The sequence below is a fragment of the Streptomyces sp. NPDC020490 genome, from assembly GCF_044335305.1.
Classification (GTDB): Bacteria; Actinomycetota; Actinomycetes; order Streptomycetales; family Streptomycetaceae; genus Streptomyces.
In genome coordinates, this window is the sequence record NZ_JBIRUY010000037.1 from 23310 (window position 1) to 45154 (window position 21845).

14 protein-coding genes and 5 tRNA genes are annotated in these 21845 nt (G+C 69.6%); 9 read left to right on the top strand and 10 right to left on the bottom strand.

Features of this window, described 5'->3' with window-relative positions; all coding sequences use genetic code 11:
- Positions 1 to 36: 36 nt before the first annotated feature.
- From ACH4ZX_RS31410 to ACH4ZX_RS31430, 5 genes are all read right to left on the bottom strand, one after another.
- Positions 37 to 1236 carry a PP2C family protein-serine/threonine phosphatase gene (locus ACH4ZX_RS31410; protein ID WP_398280171.1) on the bottom strand — a complete coding sequence of 400 codons (1200 nt, stop codon included), beginning with the start codon at positions 1234 to 1236 and terminating at the stop codon, positions 37 to 39.
- A gap of 449 nt (positions 1237 to 1685) precedes the next feature.
- A tRNA-Lys gene (locus tag ACH4ZX_RS31415) sits at positions 1686 to 1758 on the bottom strand.
- 99 nt (positions 1759 to 1857) lie between these two features.
- A complete protein-coding gene (locus ACH4ZX_RS31420) occupies positions 1858 to 3405 on the bottom strand; it encodes an amino acid permease (protein ID WP_398280174.1) in 1548 nt (515 codons plus the stop codon).
- A gap of 177 nt (positions 3406 to 3582) precedes the next feature.
- Positions 3583 to 5736, bottom strand: a complete 2154-nt coding sequence (locus tag ACH4ZX_RS31425; protein ID WP_398280177.1) for a DEAD/DEAH box helicase — start codon at positions 5734 to 5736, stop codon at positions 3583 to 3585.
- Positions 5737 to 6630: 894 nt separating this feature from the next.
- Complete coding sequence (locus ACH4ZX_RS31430; RefSeq protein WP_360746242.1) at positions 6631 to 6981, bottom strand: metallopeptidase family protein; 351 nt, start codon at positions 6979 to 6981, stop codon at positions 6631 to 6633.
- An 85-nt stretch (positions 6982 to 7066) separates the two neighbouring features.
- Here ACH4ZX_RS31430 and ACH4ZX_RS31435 point away from each other — a divergent pair, with 85 nt between their 5' ends.
- The 4 genes from ACH4ZX_RS31435 to ACH4ZX_RS31450 all read left to right on the top strand — a co-directional run bounded on the left by ACH4ZX_RS31435 (position 7067) and on the right by ACH4ZX_RS31450 (position 9004).
- Complete coding sequence (locus tag ACH4ZX_RS31435) at positions 7067 to 8641, top strand: metallophosphoesterase (RefSeq protein WP_398280181.1); 1575 nt, start codon at positions 7067 to 7069, stop codon at positions 8639 to 8641.
- An 80-nt stretch (positions 8642 to 8721) separates the two neighbouring features.
- Positions 8722 to 8794, top strand: a tRNA-Glu gene (locus ACH4ZX_RS31440).
- 37 nt (positions 8795 to 8831) lie between these two features.
- A tRNA-Asp gene (locus ACH4ZX_RS31445) sits at positions 8832 to 8906 on the top strand.
- A 24-nt stretch (positions 8907 to 8930) separates the two neighbouring features.
- Positions 8931 to 9004: transfer RNA gene (locus ACH4ZX_RS31450), tRNA-Phe, on the top strand.
- 168 nt (positions 9005 to 9172) lie between these two features.
- Here ACH4ZX_RS31450 and ACH4ZX_RS31455 read toward each other — a convergent pair.
- Positions 9173 to 10345, bottom strand: coding sequence for an RNA-guided endonuclease InsQ/TnpB family protein (locus ACH4ZX_RS31455; protein ID WP_398280184.1), 1173 nt, complete (start codon positions 10343 to 10345; stop codon positions 9173 to 9175).
- A gap of 170 nt (positions 10346 to 10515) precedes the next feature.
- Between ACH4ZX_RS31455 and hrpA the strand changes: the two genes are divergently transcribed.
- From hrpA to ACH4ZX_RS31470, 3 genes are all read left to right on the top strand, one after another.
- Complete coding sequence (gene hrpA, locus ACH4ZX_RS31460; RefSeq protein WP_398280187.1) at positions 10516 to 14469, top strand: ATP-dependent RNA helicase HrpA; 3954 nt, start codon at positions 10516 to 10518, stop codon at positions 14467 to 14469.
- A 93-nt stretch (positions 14470 to 14562) separates the two neighbouring features.
- Positions 14563 to 14637: transfer RNA gene (locus ACH4ZX_RS31465), tRNA-Asp, on the top strand.
- Between the two features lie 225 nt (positions 14638 to 14862).
- A complete protein-coding gene (locus ACH4ZX_RS31470; RefSeq protein ID WP_398280190.1) occupies positions 14863 to 15063 on the top strand; it encodes a DUF6274 family protein in 201 nt (66 codons plus the stop codon).
- A 494-nt stretch (positions 15064 to 15557) separates the two neighbouring features.
- Here the strand turns inward: ACH4ZX_RS31470 and bldC are convergent, their stop codons facing one another.
- On the bottom strand, positions 15558 to 15764 hold the full coding sequence (gene bldC, locus ACH4ZX_RS31475) for a developmental transcriptional regulator BldC (protein ID WP_003949541.1): 207 nt from the start codon (positions 15762 to 15764) through the stop codon (positions 15558 to 15560).
- 625 nt (positions 15765 to 16389) lie between these two features.
- Positions 16390 to 17232 carry a hypothetical protein gene (locus ACH4ZX_RS31480; protein ID WP_398280193.1) on the bottom strand — a complete coding sequence of 281 codons (843 nt, stop codon included), beginning with the start codon at positions 17230 to 17232 and terminating at the stop codon, positions 16390 to 16392.
- 223 nt (positions 17233 to 17455) lie between these two features.
- Between ACH4ZX_RS31480 and ACH4ZX_RS31485 the strand changes: the two genes are divergently transcribed.
- Positions 17456 to 18553: a Leu/Phe/Val dehydrogenase gene (locus ACH4ZX_RS31485; protein WP_398280196.1), complete on the top strand. Its 1098-nt coding sequence runs from the start codon at positions 17456 to 17458 to the stop codon at positions 18551 to 18553.
- Between the two features lie 298 nt (positions 18554 to 18851).
- Positions 18852 to 19106 (top strand): DUF3073 domain-containing protein, encoded by a 255-nt coding sequence (locus ACH4ZX_RS31490; protein ID WP_324783065.1) that lies wholly within the window; start codon positions 18852 to 18854, stop codon positions 19104 to 19106.
- Between the two features lie 67 nt (positions 19107 to 19173).
- Here ACH4ZX_RS31490 and purM read toward each other — a convergent pair whose 3' ends face one another.
- Together purM and purF are read right to left on the bottom strand one after the other, a co-directional pair.
- Positions 19174 to 20241 carry a phosphoribosylformylglycinamidine cyclo-ligase gene (gene purM, locus ACH4ZX_RS31495; protein ID WP_398280199.1) on the bottom strand — a complete coding sequence of 356 codons (1068 nt, stop codon included), beginning with the start codon at positions 20239 to 20241 and terminating at the stop codon, positions 19174 to 19176.
- 44 nt (positions 20242 to 20285) lie between these two features.
- On the bottom strand, positions 20286 to 21815 hold the full coding sequence (purF, locus tag ACH4ZX_RS31500; RefSeq protein WP_398280202.1) for an amidophosphoribosyltransferase: 1530 nt from the start codon (positions 21813 to 21815) through the stop codon (positions 20286 to 20288).
- Between the last annotated feature and the right edge of the window lie 30 nt (positions 21816 to 21845).

The window sequence follows — 21845 nt, forward strand, 5'->3', positions numbered from 1 at the left end:
CGTCCCGCCCGGCGGGCCGCCGAGGCGGCGGTGCGGTCAGCCGACGCCGCGCCACTCCACCAGGAGCAGCGTGGCGTCGTCCGTGGTCCGTCCGCCGCGCGCCCGCTTGAGTGTGTGTGACAGGGCACGCGCCACCGCCCGGACCCCACGGCCGGTCCGCTCCAGCCCGTTCACCAGGCCGATCAACTGCTCCTCCCCGAACTGCTCCCCGCCCGCCGTGTGCTCCTCGATCAGCCCGTCGGTGAAGCACAGGACGCGATCTCCGCGCTCCAGCCCCAGCTCACTGACCTCCGGCTCCGCACCGCCCAGGCCCACCGGCAGGGTCGTCGGCCCGACCAGCCGGTGCGTGACGCGGTGGTCGCGGACGAGCATCGGCGCGGGGTGACCGGCGTTCACCCACTGCAAGCGACCCGTCGTCGTGTCCAGCCGCATCATCTGCGCGGTGACGAAGTGGTCGGCGCCGAACTGCTTCGCCACGGCGTCGTCCATGTAGGCGTAGATCTCCGTCAGGCCGATGCCGAGGCGGCGGGCATGGCGGTAGGCGCCGATGGCCACGGTGGCCATGGTGGCCGCACCGAGGCCGTGCCCCATCGCGTCGATCATGGCAACGTGCAGGATGTCGCCGTTGAGCGCGTAGTCGAAGCTGTCTCCCGCCACATCGTAGGCGGGCTCCAGGACCCCGGCCACGGCGACCCGCGGCATGATCATGGCCAGCGGCGGCAGCAGGGACCACTGGATCTCGGCGGCCACGCTCATCTCCTCACCGCGGCGGATCTGGAAGAACAGGTCGGAGTAGCCGTGCTTGGTCACCAGCAGATCGGCCACCAGTCCGGCGACCCGGCGCAGCAGGCGGCGGTCGTCGTCGTCGACCTCGTCCAACGTCACCGCCATGACGCCCACCTGATCGCCGCCGTCCAGCAGCGGCAGATGGACGCGTACACCGTCCTCCTCGGGCAGCTCGACGGGCAGCGCGTCGAGGAAGCAGCCGCCCGCGGCGGAATCGTCGATCACCTGAGGGTCCCCGTCCGCGAGGCCCTCGCCGGGCAGGGGCACGAGCAGCAGCTGGCTGTAGTCCTGCAGCAGGATCTGCGGACGGCGGCCCCCCAGCCGCTCCATCACGTCGGCGACGAGTGGGCCGATGAGGTGGGCCGGCAGCTCATGCGCGCGATCGAGGAGCGCTCCCAGGAGCGCTTCCCCGAAGCTCTCGGAGCGGTCCGCACGCGGTCCGGCCGTCATCGGCTCACCTGACGCGATCCGCGGGGACGCGAGCGGAGGCCGATGAAGCCGCTGTCCGTCCCATCAGTGGTCCCATCAGTCCATCATGAGCCGCTCCACTCCCCGGCGCTCACCCGGCCGAAGCCGTTCTCGACGCATGCCAGGGCCCAGCTCCCAGCGCCCCGACACGGTGCCGCAGTCCAGGGTGACGGCGACGGCCGGGCGCACCGCCTGCCGCCGAAGGTTCGTGTCGACATCCACGACAGACGGCCCACTCAGTGGGGCACCCTGCCGAACCCCATGAACCGGGTATCCACCGGGCCCGCGCCCAACCACGTTCCACGGAACGCAAGCCCACCCGCTCACGCATCAGCGCAAGACCCGGGAAAAAGGGCAACGCCCGGGCCGACCGAAGCCGACCCGGGCGCTGCACAGCAGGTCAGAGAGGATGGCTCCTCCCCCTGCGGCCGTAGGCCCTGTGGGACTCGAACCCACAACCAATGGATTAAAAGTCCACTGCTCTGCCAATTGAGCTAAGGGCCCTGGCGATGTTGCCTCCCCGAGCATAGCCGGACGTGGCCGTGTCTCCGATCGGGTATCGCGGACACGGCCGCGTCGGAACCCCGGCCGGGGCCGGGAGTGTTACGGATCGACCTTTTCCGCCGCACCCGCCCGGGCCGCCTCGCGGGCCGTCTCACGGGCGAGAGTGCGGGCGTGTTCGGGGTTGAGGAACCAGTGCCGGGCCGACGCCAGCCACCAGGTCGCGGCGAAGCCCAGCACGACCAGCACGGCCACCGGAGCGTAGTTGAACGTCTCCGTGGTGACCGGGGAGACCTGCGGCAGCATGAACAGCACCGTGATCACGCCGACCCACGCCACCGCCACCACACCCACCAGCTGCGACCAGCGGCCCAGGTGCCACGGCCCCCGCTCGAAGTCCGCGCCCTTGCGCACCCGCAGCAGCGTCGGGATGACGTAGGCGATGTACAGGCCGATCACGGCGATCGACGTCACCGCCGCGTACGCCGTCACATTGATCAGGTACGGCAGACCGAGGACCAGCGCACCGGCCGCCGCCAGCCACACCGCCGCCACCGGGGTGCGCGTGCGCGGGCTGACCGTGTGCCAGACGTGGGAGAAGGGCAGCGCCCCGTCCCGCGAGAAGGCGTAGATCATGCGGCTGTTGGCCGTCACCGACGCCATCCCGCAGAACAGCTGCGCCCCGATCACCACCAGCAGCAGCAGTTTCCCGGCCGTCGCGCCCAGCGCGTCGAGCAGGATCTGAGCCGGCGGCGCCCCGGTCGGCGACGCGAGCTGCCTGTCGTAGGACTGGATGGCGAAGGTGAAGCCCAGCAGGAGCACGAAGCCCGCGATCCAGGACGTCCAGATCGAGCGGACGATCCCCTTCGGCCCGGCCGTGGACGCGTCGTGCGTCTCCTCCGTCATGTGGGCCGAGGCGTCGTACCCGGTGAACGTGTACTGCGCCATCAGCAGACCGAGCAGGACGACGTACACGCCGCTGCCCCAGCCCGTGTTGTTCACGAACTCGCCGAAGACGAAGGACGCCGACTGGTGCCTGTCCGGGACGAAGGCGAGCGCGCCGACGATCACCGCCACACCCAGCACGTGCCACCACACGCTGACGCTGTTGAGGAGGGCGACGATCCGCACCCCGAACGTGTTCAGCAGGCCGTGCAGCAGCAGGATCGCCGCGAACAGCAGGACCGTCCGGCCGGGCGTGACCTCGAAGTCGAACTGCAGGTTCAGGTACGCGCCCAGGAAGGACGCGGCGCCGAAGTCGATGCCCGCGGTCACGGCGACCTGGCCCAGCACGTTGAACCAGCCCGTGAACCACGCCCAGGCGGCCGCCGTGCGCGGCGGAGCGAGCCGGTGCGCCCAGAAGTACAGGCCGGCCGACGTCGGGTAGGCCGAACAGATCTCGGCCATGGCCAGACCGACGAACAGCGTCATCAGGCCCACCGCGACCCAGCCCCAGGTGATCACGGCGGGGCCGCCGGTGTTCATGCCGAACAGGTACAGCGTCAGGCAGCCCGACAGGACCGAGATGATCGTGAAGGAGACCGCGTAGTTGGAGAACGCCGACATGCGGCGGGCAAGGACCTGCGTGTAGCCGAGCTGGGCAAGCCGTTCTTCGTCCGACAGCCCAGTCGCGATGGCGTCATCTGTCATGTCCCCAGCGATTCCCGCGCCGGAGGCGTGACATGCGTCACAACATGGCCAAAAATTGCCCCTCGCCGTCGCCGCGGTCGCCGCGTACGCGAAAGACGAAGAGGCCCGCACGACACCGAGTCGTACGGGCCCCTCAAGAGAATCACCCCGCGTCAGCCGGTGGGTCCGGCCGGCGGATCAGCCGTTGCGCTTCCAGCGCGGCTTGTCGTCACGGCGGCCGAAGGAACCGGCCCCACGGTGGTCGGCCCCACGGTGGTCGTCACGACGGCCGAACGGGCGCTCGTGCCCGCCCGCACGGAAACCGGGACGGTCGTCACGGCGGTCACGGTTGAACGGACGGTCGCTGCCGCGGTGCCCGCCCCGCTCGTCACGCCGCTCGAACGAACGCCCACCCGAACGCTCGTCCCGACGGAACCCGCCCCGGTCGTCACGCCGCTCGAAGGAACGCCCGCCACGGTCGTCCCGGTCGTCCCGACGGAAACCACCGCGGTCGCCACGGTCGTCACGCCGCTCGTCCCGACGGAACCCGCCACGGTCACCCCGGTCGTCCCGACGCTCGAACGAACGCCCACCACGGTCACCCCGGTCGTCCCGACGGAAACCACCGCGGTCGCCACGGTCGTCACGCCGCTCGTCCCGACGGAACCCGCCACGGTCACCCCGGTCGTCACGCCGCTCGAACGAACGCCCACCACGGTCACCCCGGTCGTCCCGACGGAAACCACCCCGGTCACCACGGTCATCACGCCGCTCGTCCCGACGGAACCCGCCACGGTCACCCCGGTCGTCCCGCCGCTCACGCCGCTCGTACGACGACGCACCCTCCGAACGCTCCTCGCGCTCGGCGGCATCCACGTCCCGCGCGGCCGGCTGCTCCGGCACCGACACCTCGACGGCCTGGGCCACCGCGGCCGCCTGCGCCTCGGCCAGCGCCGTCTCCGGGTCCTCGCCCCGCTCACGGGCGGCCCGCGCGACCAGCCGGTCCGCCTCCTCCCGCAGCTCCGCCGCACGCCGCTGCGCCCGCTCCAGCTGCTTGGTCAGCTGCGCGACCTCACGCTCGGCCTGCTGAGCGGCGTTGCCCGCGGACTCCGCCTGGACCTCCGTCATCGACCGGGCGCCGGTGATCTCGGCGACCTCCGGCTCGAAGGCCGTACCCGAGTTGATGATGTGACGCGAGGCGTCGACACCCGCGTCCTCCATCAGCCGGAAGATCTGACGGCGCTGGTGCGGCAGCGACAGCGACACCACCGTGCCGGTGCGGCCCGCACGAGCCGTACGGCCGGCGCGGTGCAGGTAGTCCTTGTGGTCACCGGCCGGGTCCACGTTCAGCACCAGGTCGATGCCGTCGACGTGAATACCGCGGGCGGCGACGTCGGTGGCGACCAGGACGTTGACGTACCCGTCCTTGAAGTCGGCCAGCGTCCGGGTCCGGGCGCCCTGCGTCATGCCGCCGTGCAGCGCGTCCGCCTTCACACCGGAGTCGCGCAGCTGCTCGGCGACACGGTCGGCGCCCAGCTGGGTGCGCACGAAGATGATGGTGCGGCCCTTGCGGGAGGCGATCGCCGAGGTGACCGGCGCCTTGTCCTTGGGCTTCACGATCAGGATGTGGTGCGACATGGTCGTCACCGCACCCTGCGCCGCGTCGACCTCGTGCAGGACGGGCTCGCTCAGGTAGCGGTCGACGAGCGTCTTGATCTCGTTCTCCATGGTCGCGGAGAACAGCATGCGCTGGCCGCCGGGCGGCACCTGGTCGAGCAGCTCGGTGACCTCGGGCAGGAAGCCCAGGTCGGACATCTGGTCGGCCTCGTCCAGGACGGCGATCCGCACGTCCTCCAGGGAGCAGGCGCCGCGGTTGATGATGTCGCGCAGCCGGCCCGGCGTGGCGACGAGGACATCGACGCCGCGCTCCAGGGCGTAGATCTGGTTGCCCATCGACGTACCGCCGCAGACGACCTTCATCTTCAGCCCGAGGACGTCACCGTACGGCTGCAGCGCGTCCGCCACCTGCATGGCCAGCTCACGGGTCGGCGTGAGGATGACGGCGCGCGGCTTGTGCTTCTCGGTGCGGCCGCCGGCCAGCGTGGCCAGCGTCGGCAGACCGAAGGACAGGGTCTTGCCGGAACCCGTGCGGCCCCGGCCCAGGATGTCCTTCCCGGCCAGGGCGTCCGGGATGGTCGCGGCCTGGATCGGGAAGGGAGTGGTCACGCCGTTCTGCGCCAGCTTGCGCACAACGCCCTCGGGCAGACCGAGGTCGGCGAAAGTGACCTCGGGCGTGTCGGTCGCCTCGTCGTTCTCGGACACGACGACGTGATCAGCACTGGAAATGGACATGCGTATGCGAAACCTTCCGGAGTCTCGTCGGCACGCGCCCGTCAACTCCGTGATTCGCAATACGACCGCCTCTGTGCGGTCAGCCACGGCAAGGGAGAGTACGCGCCACACGGCGCGCTCTGCGTTGGCGCCGGGCAAATGGGATCAAACGATCTACCACCATACGCACCCAACGCCCCCCAAGGCAAACCGAGCCCCCGGGACGTCCGTCACACCCCACCCCCACACCGGCACACCGCCCCGCCGCACCCCCGTACGAGCACCTCCCGCCCTCACACCGGAGCCCCCGCCGCCGGCACCGGCACCGGCTCCCGCCCCGCCAACTGCGGCCCCTGCTCATGCGCCGACGACGACGGCTCGGCCGACGGCGGCGGCTCCGGCGCCGACGACGACGGCTCCTGAGTCGGCGTGGGCTCCGTCACAACGGACCGCGTCGGCGTCGGCTGCTGCCCCCCGGTCGCCCCCGGGACACCCGGCCCGGAACTCACCCCCGGCCCACCCGGACGCCCCGACTCACCAGCCCCCGCCGACGGCGAAGCGGCAGCGGAGGCGGACTCCCGCCCCTCCCCCTTCCTCCCGCCACCCTTCCCCTTCTCCCGGCCCTTCCCGTGCCTGCCGCCCGCCGCCGCCCCGACCCCGGCCCCGGACATCGCCGTCCCCCCGCCCGGCGCCGCACCGCCCCGCTCCCCGACGGAACGCGACGGCCTGACACTCCCGCCCCCGTCGTCACCCACACTCATGCAGCCGGCAGCCACGGCGACAGCCACGACCGCGACGGCCAGACGGACGGACACGTTCAAGGGGCGCACGGGCAGCCACCTCCGAGGGGGACGAAGTCAACCTGCCCAACTCCCGCCGCCCACAAGAGGACACGCGCAACGCGCCGACGACGGCCTACCCGTAACCCAGCGCATGCAGCCGAGCGTCGTCGATGCCGAAATGGTGCGCGATCTCGTGCACCACCGTCACCTCCGTCTCGGCGACCACGTCCTCCCGGGTCTCGCACATCCGCAACGTGGGGCCCCGGTACACCGTGATCCGATCCGGCAGCACCCCCGCATACCATTCGCCCCGATCCGTCAGCGGGGTACCCTCGTACAACCCGAGCAAATCGGGATCATCCACCGGAGGCTCGTCCTCGACGAACACCGCCACGTTGTCCATCAACCGCGTCAACTCCGGCGGAATCCGGTCGAGCGCCTCGGCGACCAGTTCCTCGAACTCCTCGCGTGTCATCTCCAGCACACGCCCATTGTCAGCCACGACCCAACGCCACGAGAGCCATGCGCACCACCGCATATCCAGCCACACACCTGGGCATACGCGACCAATGGCCCGCGTCCCCGCCGTCCCCGCCCTCGCCACGACCGTCGTGAACCGGATCACCCGCAGGACCCCGCGCCCCCACGCCCGCCGCCACCGCACACACCGCCCGCACCCCACCATCGAGCTGCCGGCGCGCCCCCGCCCCTGGATCCGCGCCCTCGGCCTGATCACCGTCGTCCTGCTCGGCGCCTGGCTCGGCCTGCTCATAGTCGGCAACGTCCGCGTCCCCGTGGGCCCCATGGACACCACCATGACCCTGCGCCCCTCCCTCACCGGCGGAACGAAGATCAACATCTCACCGCTCGGCGCCCTCCAGCTCGACAGCCACCACGCACCCGTCCGCCTCGACGTCAACGTCGACCAACTCGACCCGGTCCGCGCCCAAGCCCTCGTCGACCACCCCGAACGCCTCTCCGGCCTCCAGGACGAAGTCACCCACGACATCGAGGACGGCACCCGCGACCTCGCCCTGCGCTCCTGCGTCGCCGTCGTCTCCGGCGCCACCGCCCTCGGCCTCGCCGTCTACCGCCGCCCCCGCCGCGCCCTCGCCGCCGGCGGCCTCGCCCTCGCACTCCTCGGCGCCTCCGGGGCATCCGCGTACGCCACCTGGAACCCCGAATCCGTCCTCGAACCCCAGTACTCCGGCCTGCTCTCCTCGGCCCCGTCCCTGGTCGGCAACGCCCGCAGCATCGTCACCGAGTTCGACGTCTACCAGAAAGAGCTGGCCCGCCTCGTCACGAACGTGACCAAGCTCTACGACGTCACCTCCACGCTCCCCGCCTACCAGCCGGACCCCAGCACCGTCCGCGTCCTGCACGTGTCCGACATCCACCTCAACCCGGCGAGCTGGAAGATCATCGCCTCGCTGGTTGACCAGTACAAGGTCGACGTCATCGTGGACACCGGCGACACCATGGACCACGGAACAGCCGCCGAGAACGGCTTCCTCGACCCCATCAAGGACCTGGGCGCCCCGTACGTCTGGGTCAGGGGCAACCACGACTCCGCCACCACCCAGCGCTACCTCTCCCGCATGGGCAACGTCCACGTCCTCGACGACGGCCGCGCACAGACGATCGCCGGACTGCGCTTCGCCGGCATCGGCGACCCCCAGTTCACCCCCGACCGCTCGAAGACACCAGGAGCCGACGCCTCGCAGGAACTGGCGGGCGCCCGCCTCGCCGCCGCCCTGCGCGACCAGACCAACGCGGGCACCCCCGTCGACATCGCCCTCGCCCACGAACCCTCGGCGGCACGCGAGACGGACGGCACGGTGCCACTGGTCCTGGCCGGACACCTGCACCACGAAGGCGACGAGGTCATGCGCTACGGCACCCGCCTGCGCATGGAGGGCTCCACCGGCGGCAGCGGCCTGCGCGCACTGGAGCGCCAGTACCCCGCGCCGATCGAGGCGTCCGTCCTCTACTTCGACCGGGACACCCGCCGGCTCCAGGCCTGGGACTCGATAAAACTCGGCGGCCTGGGCGAGACCACGGCCGAGGTCTCCCGACACCTCCCGGACGAGAACAAACCGGGCGCCACTCCCTCCTCTCCCGCCCCTTCCACCTCCACCCCTTAAACCGTTTTGGCGATACCTCCCGCCATCCCATATGCTTCTCACGTCCCCGACGCGCTGAGAAGCGCCCAGGCGGGCCGATAGCCCTCATCGTCTAGCGGCCTAGGACGCCGCCCTTTCAAGGCGGTAGCACGGGTTCGAATCCCGTTGGGGGCACGCAGTACGGTGTGCGACACTGTCGTACACAAAGCTTGGTCCTGTGGAGCAGTTTGGAGTGCTCGCCACCCTGTCAAGGTGGAGGCCGCGGGTTCAAATCCCGTCAGGACCGCTGAGGTTTCACGTGAAACCTTGCGGCTGGGTAGCTCAGTTGGTACGAGCGTCCGCCTGAAAAGCGGAAGGTCGCCGGTTCGACCCCGGCCCCAGCCACAGCAAAGGCCCTGATCTTCGGATCAGGGCCTTGTTGTCTGTGGCTGCCTGTTCTGCTGGATCACTGGATCACTCGTACGAGCGCTCGCGTCCACTGCCCGAGAGCCGTGCTCCCCGGCTTGCAGCTCGTTGCCGCCGATGGCTTCGGCGGGAACGGCGCATCCAGCCCTACACGATCAGCGTGAGGGCAGGGACCTGTGACTCGGCCCCGCAGACCCACACCCACCAGCCGCGCCGGCTGATGACGTGGGACGCATTGAGGTCCGCGTGCTCAACGAAGCCGCAGGACCTGCAGACGAACACGGCCTGGCTGGGCCGGTTGCGCCGGTCGATGTGGTGACAGCGCGAGCACTCCTGACTGGTGTACGCGGGGTTCACGTGGACCAGGGGGACTCCGGCCCGGCGCGCCTTGTAGGCGATGAAGGCGCCGAGCTGGTGGAAGGCCCAGGAGTTGATCGTGACGCGTTGGGGCTTTTTCAGCCGTGCCCGTTCGCGGATGCCCTTCAGGTCTTCGAGGGCGATGCCGCGGCCGGTGCGTTGAGCCTCCGCCACGATGTGCTTGCTGATCTTGTGGTTGATGTCGCGGGTGCGTCTGGCTTCTCTGCCCGCGTGGCGTTTGGCCCGTCGTTTCGCGGACCGTGTGCCCTTCTTCTGGAGTTCGGTGCGCAGCGTCCGGTCGTTGGCGCGGGTGCGGTTGAGTCGTCTGCCGCTGTGCCGGTGTCCTGTGGAGGTGGTGGCGATGTCGGCGATGCCGAGGTCGACGCCGATGAATCCGTGCGGGGCGGGGTTCTGTGGGGGGTCGGGGATGTCCAGGGTGGCCATGAGGTACCACTGGCCGTTGTGGGTCAGCAGGTCGGATTCGCCTCGGCGGTACTGGTCGAGCAGTCGGAGGTGTTCTTCGCTGCCGGTGTAGGGGAGGTGTTTGACGCGGCCTGCGGTGGTCCAGATGGAGACGGTGCGTCGTTCCGTCTGCCAGGAGAGCATGCGGTCGTCGTAGGGCTGGGCGGCGTGGGTGCGGAAGGTGAGGGGTTTTCCGGTGGCTGCTTTGTGTCGCCGGGTTCCCGGTTTGCCGAGGTTGCCGGCTTTGAGGTTGCTCTTGAGGGACGTGTATGCGTCGCGGGTCTTCTTGATGACGTGCTGGGCGGCTTGGGCGCCGAGGTTCCAGTTGTCCTTGAGGTGGGTGTAGGTCCGGGCGCGGAGGGCTCGGATGTCGGTGGTGCGGTCGGCGTGGGCGATGGCGGAGACGTGGTTGGCGGCTTGGTTGCAGGCGCGGAGGGTCGCTTCGAGGGCCGATGCCTGTGGGGGCGTCGGGAGCAGTTTGATCCGCAGCACCAGTTTCACGAACAGGGAACCTAGGTCGTGATGGCTGTTCGATCGGGGTTTTTGTCGTTGTTTCGCCTGGATGGGCGGGTGCTCGAACCTGCGTCCGGGACTGTGGTGGCGGGCCGTGTGGGGCGTCGGGGGCAAATCGCTCGCCAGGAATTTCTCGGGGATGAGATCCTGGAACGCGTATGTCTACGCACCCTGCCCCCGCCGCACCGGTCCTCGGCGTGCTCGCCTCCCGGCTGACCGAGTTGTCCCTGCGTGACGCGCACCGGCTCGGGCGCCGGCTCGAGGGCGCGCGCAAGATCCGTAAGCCGGAGGCCCGGGCCGCTGTCCTCGCCGAGATCGGGGAGGAGATCGGCAAGGCCGAGGAGCGGATGGGTGAGCGGCGTGCCCGCGTGCCCGCCGTCGCCTATCCCGAGCAGTTGCCGGTCAGTCAGAAGAAGGACGTCATCGCGGAGGCGATCCGCGATCACCAGGTCGTGATCGTCGCGGGTGAGACCGGCTCCGGGAAGACGACGCAGATCCCGAAGATCTGTCTGGAGCTCGGGCGGGGGGTGCGCGGCATGATCGGGCACACCCAGCCGCGCCGTATCGCCGCCCGTACGGTCGCGGAGCGGGTCGCGGAGGAGCTGGACACCCCGCTGGGGGAGTCGGTGGGCTGGAAGGTGCGGTTCACCGACCAGGTGAATCCGGAGGCGACCTTCATCAAGCTGATGACGGACGGCATCCTGCTCGCCGAGATCCAGACGGACCGGGAGCTGCGCGCCTACGACACGATCATCATCGACGAGGCCCATGAGCGGTCTCTGAACATCGACTTCCTGCTGGGGTATCTGGCGCAGTTGCTGCCGCGCCGGCCGGATCTGAAGGTCGTCATCACCTCCGCGACGATCGATCCGGAGCGTTTTTCGCGGCATTTCGGTGACGCGCCGATCGTGGAGGTCAGTGGGCGGACGTATCCGGTGGAGGTGCGGTACCGGCCGCTGCTGGAGGAGGACGGCGACGACTCCGACCGGGATCAGATCACCGCGATCACGGACGCGGTCGAGGAGCTGATGGGTGAGGGGCAGGGCGACATCCTGGTCTTCCTGTCCGGTGAGCGGGAGATCCGCGACACGGCGGACGCGCTGGAGAAGAAGAGGTATCGGTTCACCGAGGTGCTGCCGCTGTACGCGCGGTTGTCGCACGCCGAGCAGCACCGGGTGTTCCAGCCGCACACGGGGCGCCGGATCGTGCTGGCGACGAATGTCGCCGAGACGTCGCTGACCGTTCCCGGGATCAAGTACGTCATCGATCCCGGTTTCGCCCGTATCAGCCGTTACAGTCACCGCACCAAGGTGCAGCGGCTGCCGATCGAGCCGATCTCGCAGGCGAGCGCCAATCAGCGCAAGGGCCGTTGTGGTCGTACGAGTGACGGCGTCTGCATCCGGCTGTACAGCGAGGAGGATTTCCTCGCCCGGCCGGAGTTCACGGACGCGGAGATCCTGCGGACGAACCTGGCGTCCGTCATCCTGCAGATGACCGCGGCGGGTCTGGGTGAGATCGAGAAGTTCCCGTTCATCGATCCGCCGGATCACCGGAACATCCGTGACGGTGTGCAGTTGCTGCAGGAGCTGGGCGCGCTGGATCCGGCGCAGAAGGATCCGCGCAGGCGGCTGACTCAGACGGGCCGCAAGCTGGCTCAGCTGCCGGTCGATCCGCGGCTGGCCCGCATGGTGCTGGAGGCGGACCGCAACGGCTGTGTCCGTGAGGTGATGGTGATAGCGGCCGCGCTGTCCATCCAGGACCCGCGTGAGCGTCCCGCCGACAAGCAGACGCAGGCCGATCAGCAGCACGCCCGGTTCAAGGACGAGAGCAGCGACTTCCTCGCCTACCTCAATCTGTGGCGGTATCTGCGCGAGCAGCAGAAGGAGCGGGGGTCCAGTTCCTTCCGGCGGATGTGCAAGCAGGAGTATCTGAACTTCCTGCGCATCCGTGAGTGGCAGGACATCTACACCCAGTTGCGCACGGTGGCGAAGCAGATGGGCATCCACCTCAACGAGGAGGACGCCCCGGCGGACCGCGTTCATGTCTCGTTGCTGGCCGGGCTACTGTCCCACATCGGGATGAAGGATGTGAAGGACGGCAACAAGAACGAGTATCTGGGGGCGCGGAACGCCAAGTTCGCGATCTTCCCGGGTTCGGCGCTGTTCCGGAAGCAGCCGCGTTTCGTGATGTCCGCGGAGCTGGTGGAGACGTCCCGGCTGTGGGCGCGGGTGAACGCCAGGATCGAGCCGGAGTGGGTGGAGCCGCTCGCCGGGCATCTGCTGAAGCGGACGTACAGCGAGCCGCACTGGGAGAAGGACCAGGCGGCGGTGATGGCGTACGAGAAGGTGACGCTGTACGGCGTGCCGATCGTCGCGCAGCGGAAGGTGAACTACGGCCGTATCGATCCGGAGGTGTCGCGGGAGCTGTTCATCCGCAACGCGCTCGTGGAGGGCGACTGGCGCACCCATCACAAGTTCTTCGCCGACAACCGCCGGCTGCTGAGCGAGGTGGAGGAGCTGGAGCACCGGGCGCGGCGCCGGGACATCGTGGTCGACGACGAGACGCTGTTCGACTTCTATGAGCAGCGGGTGCCCGAACACGTGGTGTCGGGTGCGCATTTCGACTCGTGGTGGAAGCGCAAGCGGCTGGAGCAGCCGGACTTCCTCGACTTCGAGCGGGAGATGCTCATCCGGGAGTCGGCGGAGGCGGTGACGAAGGCCGACTATCCGGACTCCTGGCGGCAGGGTGATCTGAAGTTCCGGGTGACGTACCAGTTCGAGCCGGGCGCGGACGCGGACGGTGTGACGGTGCACATCCCGTTGCAGGTTCTGAACCAGGTCGCGGACGAGGGTTTCGACTGGCAGATCCCGGGGTTGCGGGAGGAGTTGGTGACGGAGCTGATCCGTTCGCTGCCGAAGCCGGTCCGCCGTCACTATGTCCCGGCGCCGAACTATGCGAAGGCGTTCCTGGAGAAGGCGGTTCCGCTTCAGGAGCCGTTGACGGTGACGATGGCGCGTGAGCTGCGGCGGTTGGTCGGGGTGCCGTTCGAGGCGGAGGACTTCGACTGGTCGCGGGTGCCGGACCATCTGCGTGTCACGTTCCGTATCGTCGACGAGCGGCGTCGCAAGCTGGCGGAGGACAAGGATCTGGAGGCTCTGCGGCTGCGGCTGAAGCCGAGGGCGCGCCAGGCGCTGTCCCAGGCCGCGGCGGCCACCGCCGAGCGGCGGGGCGGGGAGTCGCTGGAGCGTCAGGGTCTGACGGACTGGACGATCGGCACGCTCGACCGTGTCTTCGAGACCCGGCGGGCCGGTCAGCCGGTGAAGGCGTATCCGGCGCTGGTGGACGACGGCGACACGGTGTCGGTGCGTCTGTTCGACACGGAGGCGGAGCAGGCGGAGGCGATGTGGCGGGGGACGCGCCGGCTGATCCTGCGCAACATCCCGGTGAACGCGGCCAAATTCGCGAGCGATCGCCTGACGAACGCGCAGAAGCTGGCGCTGTCCGCCAATCCGCATGGTTCGGTGCGGGCCTTGTTCGACGACTGTGCGATGGCGGCGGCCGACAGGCTGATCGCGGACTTCGGTGGTCCGGTGTGGGACGAGGAGTCGTACCGGAAGCTGTTCGACAAGGTGCGTGCGGAGATCGTCGACATGACCGTCCGCACGGTCGGGCAGGTGCAGCAGGTCCTTGCCGCCTGGCAGGCCTGTGAGCGCCGTCTGAAGGGTGTTCGGAGCCCCGCGCTGCTGGAGAACCTCCAGGACGTGCGGGGGCAGTTGGACGCCCTTGTGAGGCCCGGTTTCGTGACGGCGACGGGGCTTCGGCGGCTGCCGGACCTGATGCGGTACCTGGTGGCCGCCGACCGGCGGCTGCAGCAGATGCCGACCAACGTGCAGCGGGACACCACGCGCATGGAGAAGGTGCGGGAGATGCAGGACGAGTACGCGTGGCTGCTGGAGCAGTTGCCGAAGGGCCGCCCGGTTCCGGCTTCGGTGCTGGACATCCGCTGGATGATCGAGGAGCTGCGGGTCAGCTATTTCGCGCATGCGCTCGGGACGGCGTATCCCGTCTCGGACAAGCGGATCGTGAAGGCGATCGACGCGGCGGTGCCGTAGTCGGGCGGGTACGCTGGGTGAGTTCGACCAGGGGGCTCACCCTCCTGTACAGTCCTTCTCGCAGCGCAACGCACGGATGGTGCTGCGAAACCTGGTCCTGTGGAGCAGTTTGGAGTGCTCGCCACCCTGTCAAGGTGGAGGCCGCGGGTTCAAATCCCGTCAGGACCGCAGTAGAGAAAGTGCCCGTCCCCGTCAGGGGGCGGGCGCTTTGTCGTTGGGGGCCGGAAGCAGGTCCTGGGCTGCGGAGCCGGGTCCTTTCGCTGCCGCTTTCGTCGCTGCGGGCCCAGGGGTCGCTGCAGGCTCGTGGGCGCCGTGTGCGGTCTTGACGGCGTCACATTCGCTCGGTACCCAGAAACCAGGGCGCGTTCCCGCGCGGCCCCCTGGAGGTGGCGTATGACGGCTTCGGCTAGGCACGAGACGCGGGCGCTGCTCCGGGCGCACCTGTCGGCCGCGTCGTCGTACGGGCATCTGACCCGCCACTGTCCGATCTGCCACCGTCTGCTGCGCCTGGCGATGCTGGCGATGGACTCGCCGTCGCGTCCCGTCCAGGTGCCGGAGGAGCCGGCGGGGGACGAAAGACCTACCACCGCGTGACCTTCGGCGTGCTCCGGCAGCCGCTCGGGCGTGGCAAGGTGGAACATGGAGTTCCGTTCGTGCGCGTAGTCTGGAGACGGCCGGCGCTCGGCGTGTGACGGGTGTCACTGCATGAGTTTCGGAAAGCGCGGTATTTACGCCTCACCTACAACTGGTCAATTTAATATGTGCAATTGCACTCTCCGGGATGTGCGTCCCGCGGCCCCGTCCGGCTCCCGCCCCGAGGTCTCCCGCGGCGGTTCCGACAGCCCTCCCCAGACTCCGACAAGCCCGCTCACAGACGTGTCGGCCGCCGGACGCCGGGCGCACAAAAAAGATCGCGCTGGACCCGGCGGGGTCCAGCGCGATCGACGACGCACCCTGTCACGTGCTGGGAGGGCTCCCAAGAGCCCGGGCGAAGGCCCTGTTGGGGCAGGACCCGCGTCGCTTGGAACTGGGGTTCGGGCTCCTCGGCACGTTGGGGGACCTGCCGATTTGCCCGGTCATGCAGTTGTTCAGGCCTCGCTGCGCTGCTGCGGGATGCCCGCGAGCAGTGCGCGGACCTCAGCCTCGCGATAGCGGCGGTGCCCGCCGAGCGTACGGATCGACGTGAGCTTGCCGGCCTTCGCCCACCGCGTGACCGTCTTGGGGTCGACACGGAACATGGTGGCGACCTCAGCCGGGGTCAGCAGCGGCTCGGCATCAGGGGTGCGAGCGGTCATGAGCGGCCTCCTCGGGAGAACCGAACCTTCTCGGTTCTTTCCTCTAAATTCTGCACCTTGACCCGCGTTGCCCGAAATGGCGGACGCGAGTCGAGTCGGTTATAGGACGAACGGCTTGTCCTCGGCACTACAACTACACCATCTGTCCAGCCCCGTCGGCCAAACCGATGGAATTGCCCTCCAGGTGTCCATCACCGACGGAAGCCGATGGACCATGCCATAGCGGACAGTCACGCCGCTGTGACGATCAGTCACAGGGCGATCAGGAGTCACCAGACCCCCCAAAGCACACAACGCGGAGATTCCGCCCGCTGTGGAACGTAGCGGGACGGACAGAGCCCTCCCCGGACTCCTTGTCCTATTTTGGCATGAGGAGGGGCAAGGGATGCAAGGGGCGTGTAAGTGCGGTCCGTCACGCTTGACGCTTTGGCCCGGATCCGGGTCCTACGTCCCATGTTGACGGCGCCTCAGGCAGCCGGAGCATCAGTCGGTGCGAGGACGAAACCCCAAAAAGGGCGCCGCGTCAAACGCCAGTTCGTCACCCGGAGCCCAGAAACCAGGCACCATGGCCCACGGCCCAGGAACCACGGCCCGGGAACCAGGAACCAGGACCCGGGCTCCGGACTCAGTTCGCCGACCGCAGGTCCCTGACCGACCGCCACCGCTCCACCAGCCGCGCGTACGCGGCACCGGCGCCCGCGCCGTCGCCCCGCCGCAGCGCCTCGATGCCCTCGGCCACGTCCGCCGCCGAGTGGTCGCCCTCCAGCTCGCCGGCCGGCAGCAGGTGCACCAGCCCGCCGTAGTCGAGCTCCACCAGCGAGCGGGGGTGGAACTCCTCCAGCCAGCGCCCCACGTCGAGCAGGCCGTCGATGAGCGGTCCCTCGTCGACGGCGTCGCGCAGCGCGCGCAGGGCCCGCGCCACCCGGCGCCGGGCCTGCACCATGGGCGTCCGGTAGCGCAGCATCGGCGGGATCTCGCCGGAGCCCTTGTCGAAGCGCCGTTCCCCGTCCGACACCAGCACGAACCAGTGCAGCGGCACCTGCCAGGTCGAGGTGCGGATCCACGGACGGGCGTCGGGGTTGCGGTTCAGCCAGCGCTCGTAGTCCCGGGCCGCCTGCTGCCGCACGACCTCCGGCAGCACCGCGTCCAGCACCGGCTTCGGCAGTTCCCCGGCCAGCTCGCCCAGGGCCTGCCAGCCGCGCAGCCGGGTCCGCCAGGGGCAGACGCACACCACCCCGTCGACCTCGAGCACGAACGCGTCGCTGCTCTCGTGCACCGGCACCGGCACCGGCGGGGTGGGCACCAAGTCGGCCAGGGAGCGGCGCAGTTCGTCCTGGTACGACGGCCGGTCGGGGCGGCGGGCGTAGCGCGCCCAGTCACCGCGCTCCGGCTCGGGGAAGGCGGCCAGCGGCTCGTACACGCGCAGGTACGTCGTGTACGGGACGATCACCGAGGACACCTTGGGCACGCCTGCTCCATCCCCTGCCCGTCGCCGGGAAAACCTGCGGGACCCGCCCGGGACGTGCGGGAAATCCCTCCAAATCGTCGCACGTCCGTACTCTGCCAGGGGAAGATCCCCGGCGGTGGGCGGCGCAGGTGCGCGGGCAGGCTCTAATCTCATGCTCACAGCAGCGCCCACCACCCCAGGGGAGCTGCTCTCCAACCGCCGCTACTCTCCAGGAGTCACCACAGTGACCGACGTAACCGGCGCACCTGCTGATGTACTGCAGACCCTGTTCCACTCGGACCAGGGCGGTCATGAGCAAGTCGTGCTCTGCCAGGACCGTGCCAGCGGCCTGAAGGCCGTCATCGCCATCCACTCCACCGCGCTGGGTCCCGCGCTCGGCGGCACACGGTTCTATCCGTACGCCACCGAGGCGGAGGCCGTCGCCGACGCGCTCAACCTCGCGCGCGGCATGTCGTACAAGAACGCCATGGCCGGTCTCGACCACGGCGGCGGCAAGGCCGTGATCATCGGTGACCCGGAGCGGGTCAAGACCGAGGAGCTGCTGCTGGCCTACGGCCGGTTCGTCGCCTCCCTCGGCGGGCGGTACGTCACCGCGTGCGACGTCGGCACGTACGTCGCCGACATGGACGTGGTGGCGCGCGAGTGCCGCTGGACGACCGGGCGCTCCCCGGAGAACGGCGGCGCCGGCGACTCCTCGGTGCTGACCGCGTTCGGTGTCTACCAGGGCATGCGGGCGTCCGCCCAGCACCTGTGGGGCGACCCGTCGCTGCGCGGCCGCAAGGTCGGCGTCGCGGGCGTCGGCAAGGTCGGCCGTCACCTGGTGACCCACCTGCTGGACGAGGGCGCCGAGGTCGTGGTCACGGACGTGCGCGAGGACGCCGTACGGCACATCCTCGACGCGCACCCGGCGGGCGTGAGCGCGGTCGCCGACACGAACGCGCTGATCCGCGTGGAGGGCCTGGACATCTACGCCCCGTGCGCGCTGGGCGGGGCGCTGAACGACGTCAGCGTGCCCGTGCTGACCGCCGCGGTGGTCTGCGGCGCCGCCAACAACCAGCTCGCCCATCCGGGCGTGGAGAAGGACCTCGCCGACCGCGGGATCCTCTACGCGCCGGACTACGTGGTGAACGCCGGCGGCGTCATCCAGGTCGCCGACGAACTGCACGGCTTCGACTTCGACCGGTGCAAGGCGAAGGCGGCGAAGATCTTCGACACCACGCTTGCCATCTTCGCTCGTGCGAAGGAGGACGGTATTCCGCCGGCCGCGGCGGCCGACCGGATCGCCGAGCAGCGGATGGCGGAGGGCCGCCGGGGCCTCTGATCGGGGGGCGCCCGGCAGGTTTGGCCGGTACCCGCCGACGGGCACTTAGAGAGAACTCTCACGTTCGTCGGCGGGTCGGCCGCCGATAAGTGGTTAAAATCGCGGTTGACCAGCGAGGACGGGGCGCCTCGAAGGTCCTGTGCACACGCGCGGGGTGCGGGCGACGTACCGTATGTGCGTGGGCTCAGGTACCGTGGAAGCCCTACGGACCGGTCTCTCCACGGAGAGCCCGTTCCGGATCATGAACGCGTGTCAAGACTCTGGGGCCGTCGAGCCCCGTCGTTGAGGGGGTCGAGCCATGGGGCGCGGCCGGGCCAAGGCCAAGCAGACGAAGGTCGCCCGCCAGCTGAAGTACAACAGCGGTGGGACGGACCTCTCACGCCTGGCCGAGGAGCTGGGCGCATCGACGTCGAACCAGTCGCCGAACGGCGACCGTTTCGAGGACGATGAGCATGACGACGACGACCTGTACTCACGTTACGCCGACCTCTATGAGGACGACGACGAGGAGGACGAGGACAGCCAGTCCTCACAGCATCGTCGCGGCGCTTGACCTTGTACTGAGCACACCCGGTCGGTGACTCCGGTCACCGACCGGGTTCTGTGCTGCCCACAAGGCCTCAGCCCGCGTAGTCCCCGACCAGGGCGGCGCCGGTGGGCTGCTCACCCTTGTCCGTGATCTCGCCGGCGACCCAGGCGTGCACCCCGCGGTCGGCCAGCGTGGCCAGGGCCACGTCCGCCGATTCCCCGGGCACGATCGCGATCATGCCGACGCCCATGTTCAGGGTCTTCTCCAGCTCCAGGCGTTCGACCTGACCGGTCCTGCCGACCAGGTCGAAGACCGGGGCGGGGGTCCAGGTGGAGCGGTCGACGACCGCGTGCAGCCCGTCGGGGATCACGCGCGCCAGGTTGGCGGCCAGGCCGCCGCCGGTGACGTGGCTGAACGCGTGCACGTCCGCGGTGCGGATCAGGGCCAGGCAGTCCAGGGAGTAGATCTTGGTGGGCTCCAGCAGCTCCTCGCCGAGGGTGCGGCCGAGTTCCTCGACGTGCGCGTCGAGCGAGAGGCCGGCCTGGTTCAGCAGCACGTGCCGGACCAGCGAGTACCCGTTCGAGTGAAGGCCGGAGGCCGCCATGGCGATCACCGCGTCACCCTTGCGGATGCGGTCGGCGCCGAGGAGCCGGTCGGCCTCCACCACGCCCGTACCGGCGCCGGCGACGTCGAAGTCGTCCTCGCCCAGCAGGCCGGGGTGTTCGGCCGTCTCACCGCCGATGAGGGCGCAGCCGGCCAGCACGCAGCCCTCCGCGATGCCCTTGACGATGGCGGCGACCCGCTCGGGGTGGACCTTGCCGACGCAGATGTAGTCGGTCATGAACAGCGGCTCGGCGCCGCACACCACGATGTCGTCCATGACCATGGCGACCAGGTCGTGGCCGATGGTGTCGTAGACGCCGACCTGGCGGGCGATGTCGACCTTCGTGCCGACGCCGTCCGTGGCGGAGGCGAGCAGGGGGCGCTCGTAGCGCTTGAGGGCGGAGGCGTCGAAGAGGCCGGCGAAGCCGCCGATGCCGCCGAGGACCTCGGGGCGCCGGGTCTTCTTGACCCACTCCTTCATCAGCTCGACGGCGCGGTCGCCCGCCTCGATGTCGACGCCCGCCGCTGCGTAGCTGGCACCAGTTGTCTCAGACATGGCGATGAGGACTTTCGTGTCGTACGGCAGGTGGAACGGGCCGTCTACGGACGGCGGATCGCGTCGGTGGCCGCGGTGGCGGCGGTTCCGGCGGCCAGCTCGGTCTCCAGCAGCTGCTTGCCGAGCAGCTCCGGGTCCGGGAGGTCCATCGGGTACTCGCCGTCGAAGCAGGCGCGGCACAGGTTCGGCTTGGCGATGGTGGTCGCCTCGATCATGCCGTCGATGGAGATGTAGGCCAGGGAGTCGGCGCCGAGGGAGGTGCCGATCTCGTCGATCGTCATGCCGTTGGCGATGAGCTCGGCGCGGGTGGCGAAGTCGATGCCGAAGAAGCAGGGCCACTTCACGGGCGGCGAGGAGATCCGGATGTGGACCTCGGCGGCGCCCGCCTCGCGGAGCATGCGCACCAGGGCCCGCTGGGTGTTGCCGCGGACGATGGAGTCGTCGACGACGACCAGGCGCTTGCCCTTGATGACTTCCTTCAGCGGGTTCAGCTTCAGCCGGATGCCGAGCTGCCGGATGGTCTGCGAGGGCTGGATGAAGGTCCGGCCGACGTAGGCGTTCTTCACCAGGCCCGCGCCGAAGGGGATGCCGGAGGCCTCCGCGTAGCCGATGGCGGCCGGGGTGCCGGATTCCGGGGTCGCTATGACCAGGTCGGCCTCGACCGGGGCCTCCTTGGCCAGCTTGCGGCCCATCTCGACCCGGGAGAGGTAGACGTTCCGGCCGGCGATGTCGGTGTCCGGGCGGGCCAGGTACACGTACTCGAAGACGCAGCCCTTGGGCTTCGCATCCGCGAATCGTGAGGTGCGCAGGCCGTTCTCGTCGACGGCGACGAACTCGCCCGGCTCGATCTCGCGGACGAAGCTGGCGCCGCAGATGTCGAGGGCGGCGGTCTCGGAGGCGACGACCCAGCCGCGCTCCAGCCGGCCGAGGACCAGCGGGCGGATGCCCTGCGGGTCGCGGGCGGCGTAGAGGGTGTGCTCGTCCATGAAGACGAGCGAGAAGGCGCCCCTGACCTGCGGGAGGACGGTGTGGGCCGCCTCCTCGATGGTCAGCGGCTTGCCGTCCTCGTCGACCTGGGCCGCGAGCAGCGCGGTGAGCAGGTCGGTGTCGTTGGTGGCCGCGACGCGGGTCGAACGGCCGCCGGGGTCCTTGGGCAGGTCGGCGACCATCTCGGCGAGCTGCGCCGTGTTGACCAGGTTGCCGTTGTGGCCGAGCGCGATGGAGCCGTGCCCGGTGGCGCGGAACGTCGGCTGGGCGTTCTCCCACACGGAGGCTCCGGTGGTCGAGTAGCGGGCGTGTCCGACCGCGATGTGACCCTGGAGCGAACCGAGCGAGGTCTCGTCGAAGACCTGGGAGACCAGGCCCATGTCCTTGAAGACGAGGATCTGGGAGCCGTTGCTGACCGCGATTCCCGCGGACTCCTGGCCCCGATGCTGGAGGGCGTAGAGCCCGAAGTACGTGAGCTTTGCGACCTCTTCGCCCGGAGCCCAGACACCGAAGACGCCACACGCGTCCTGGGGGCCTTTCTCACCGGGGAGCAGATCGTGATTGAGTCGACCGTCACCACGTGGCACGCCACCGAGTGTAGGCGAGATCGACCACTG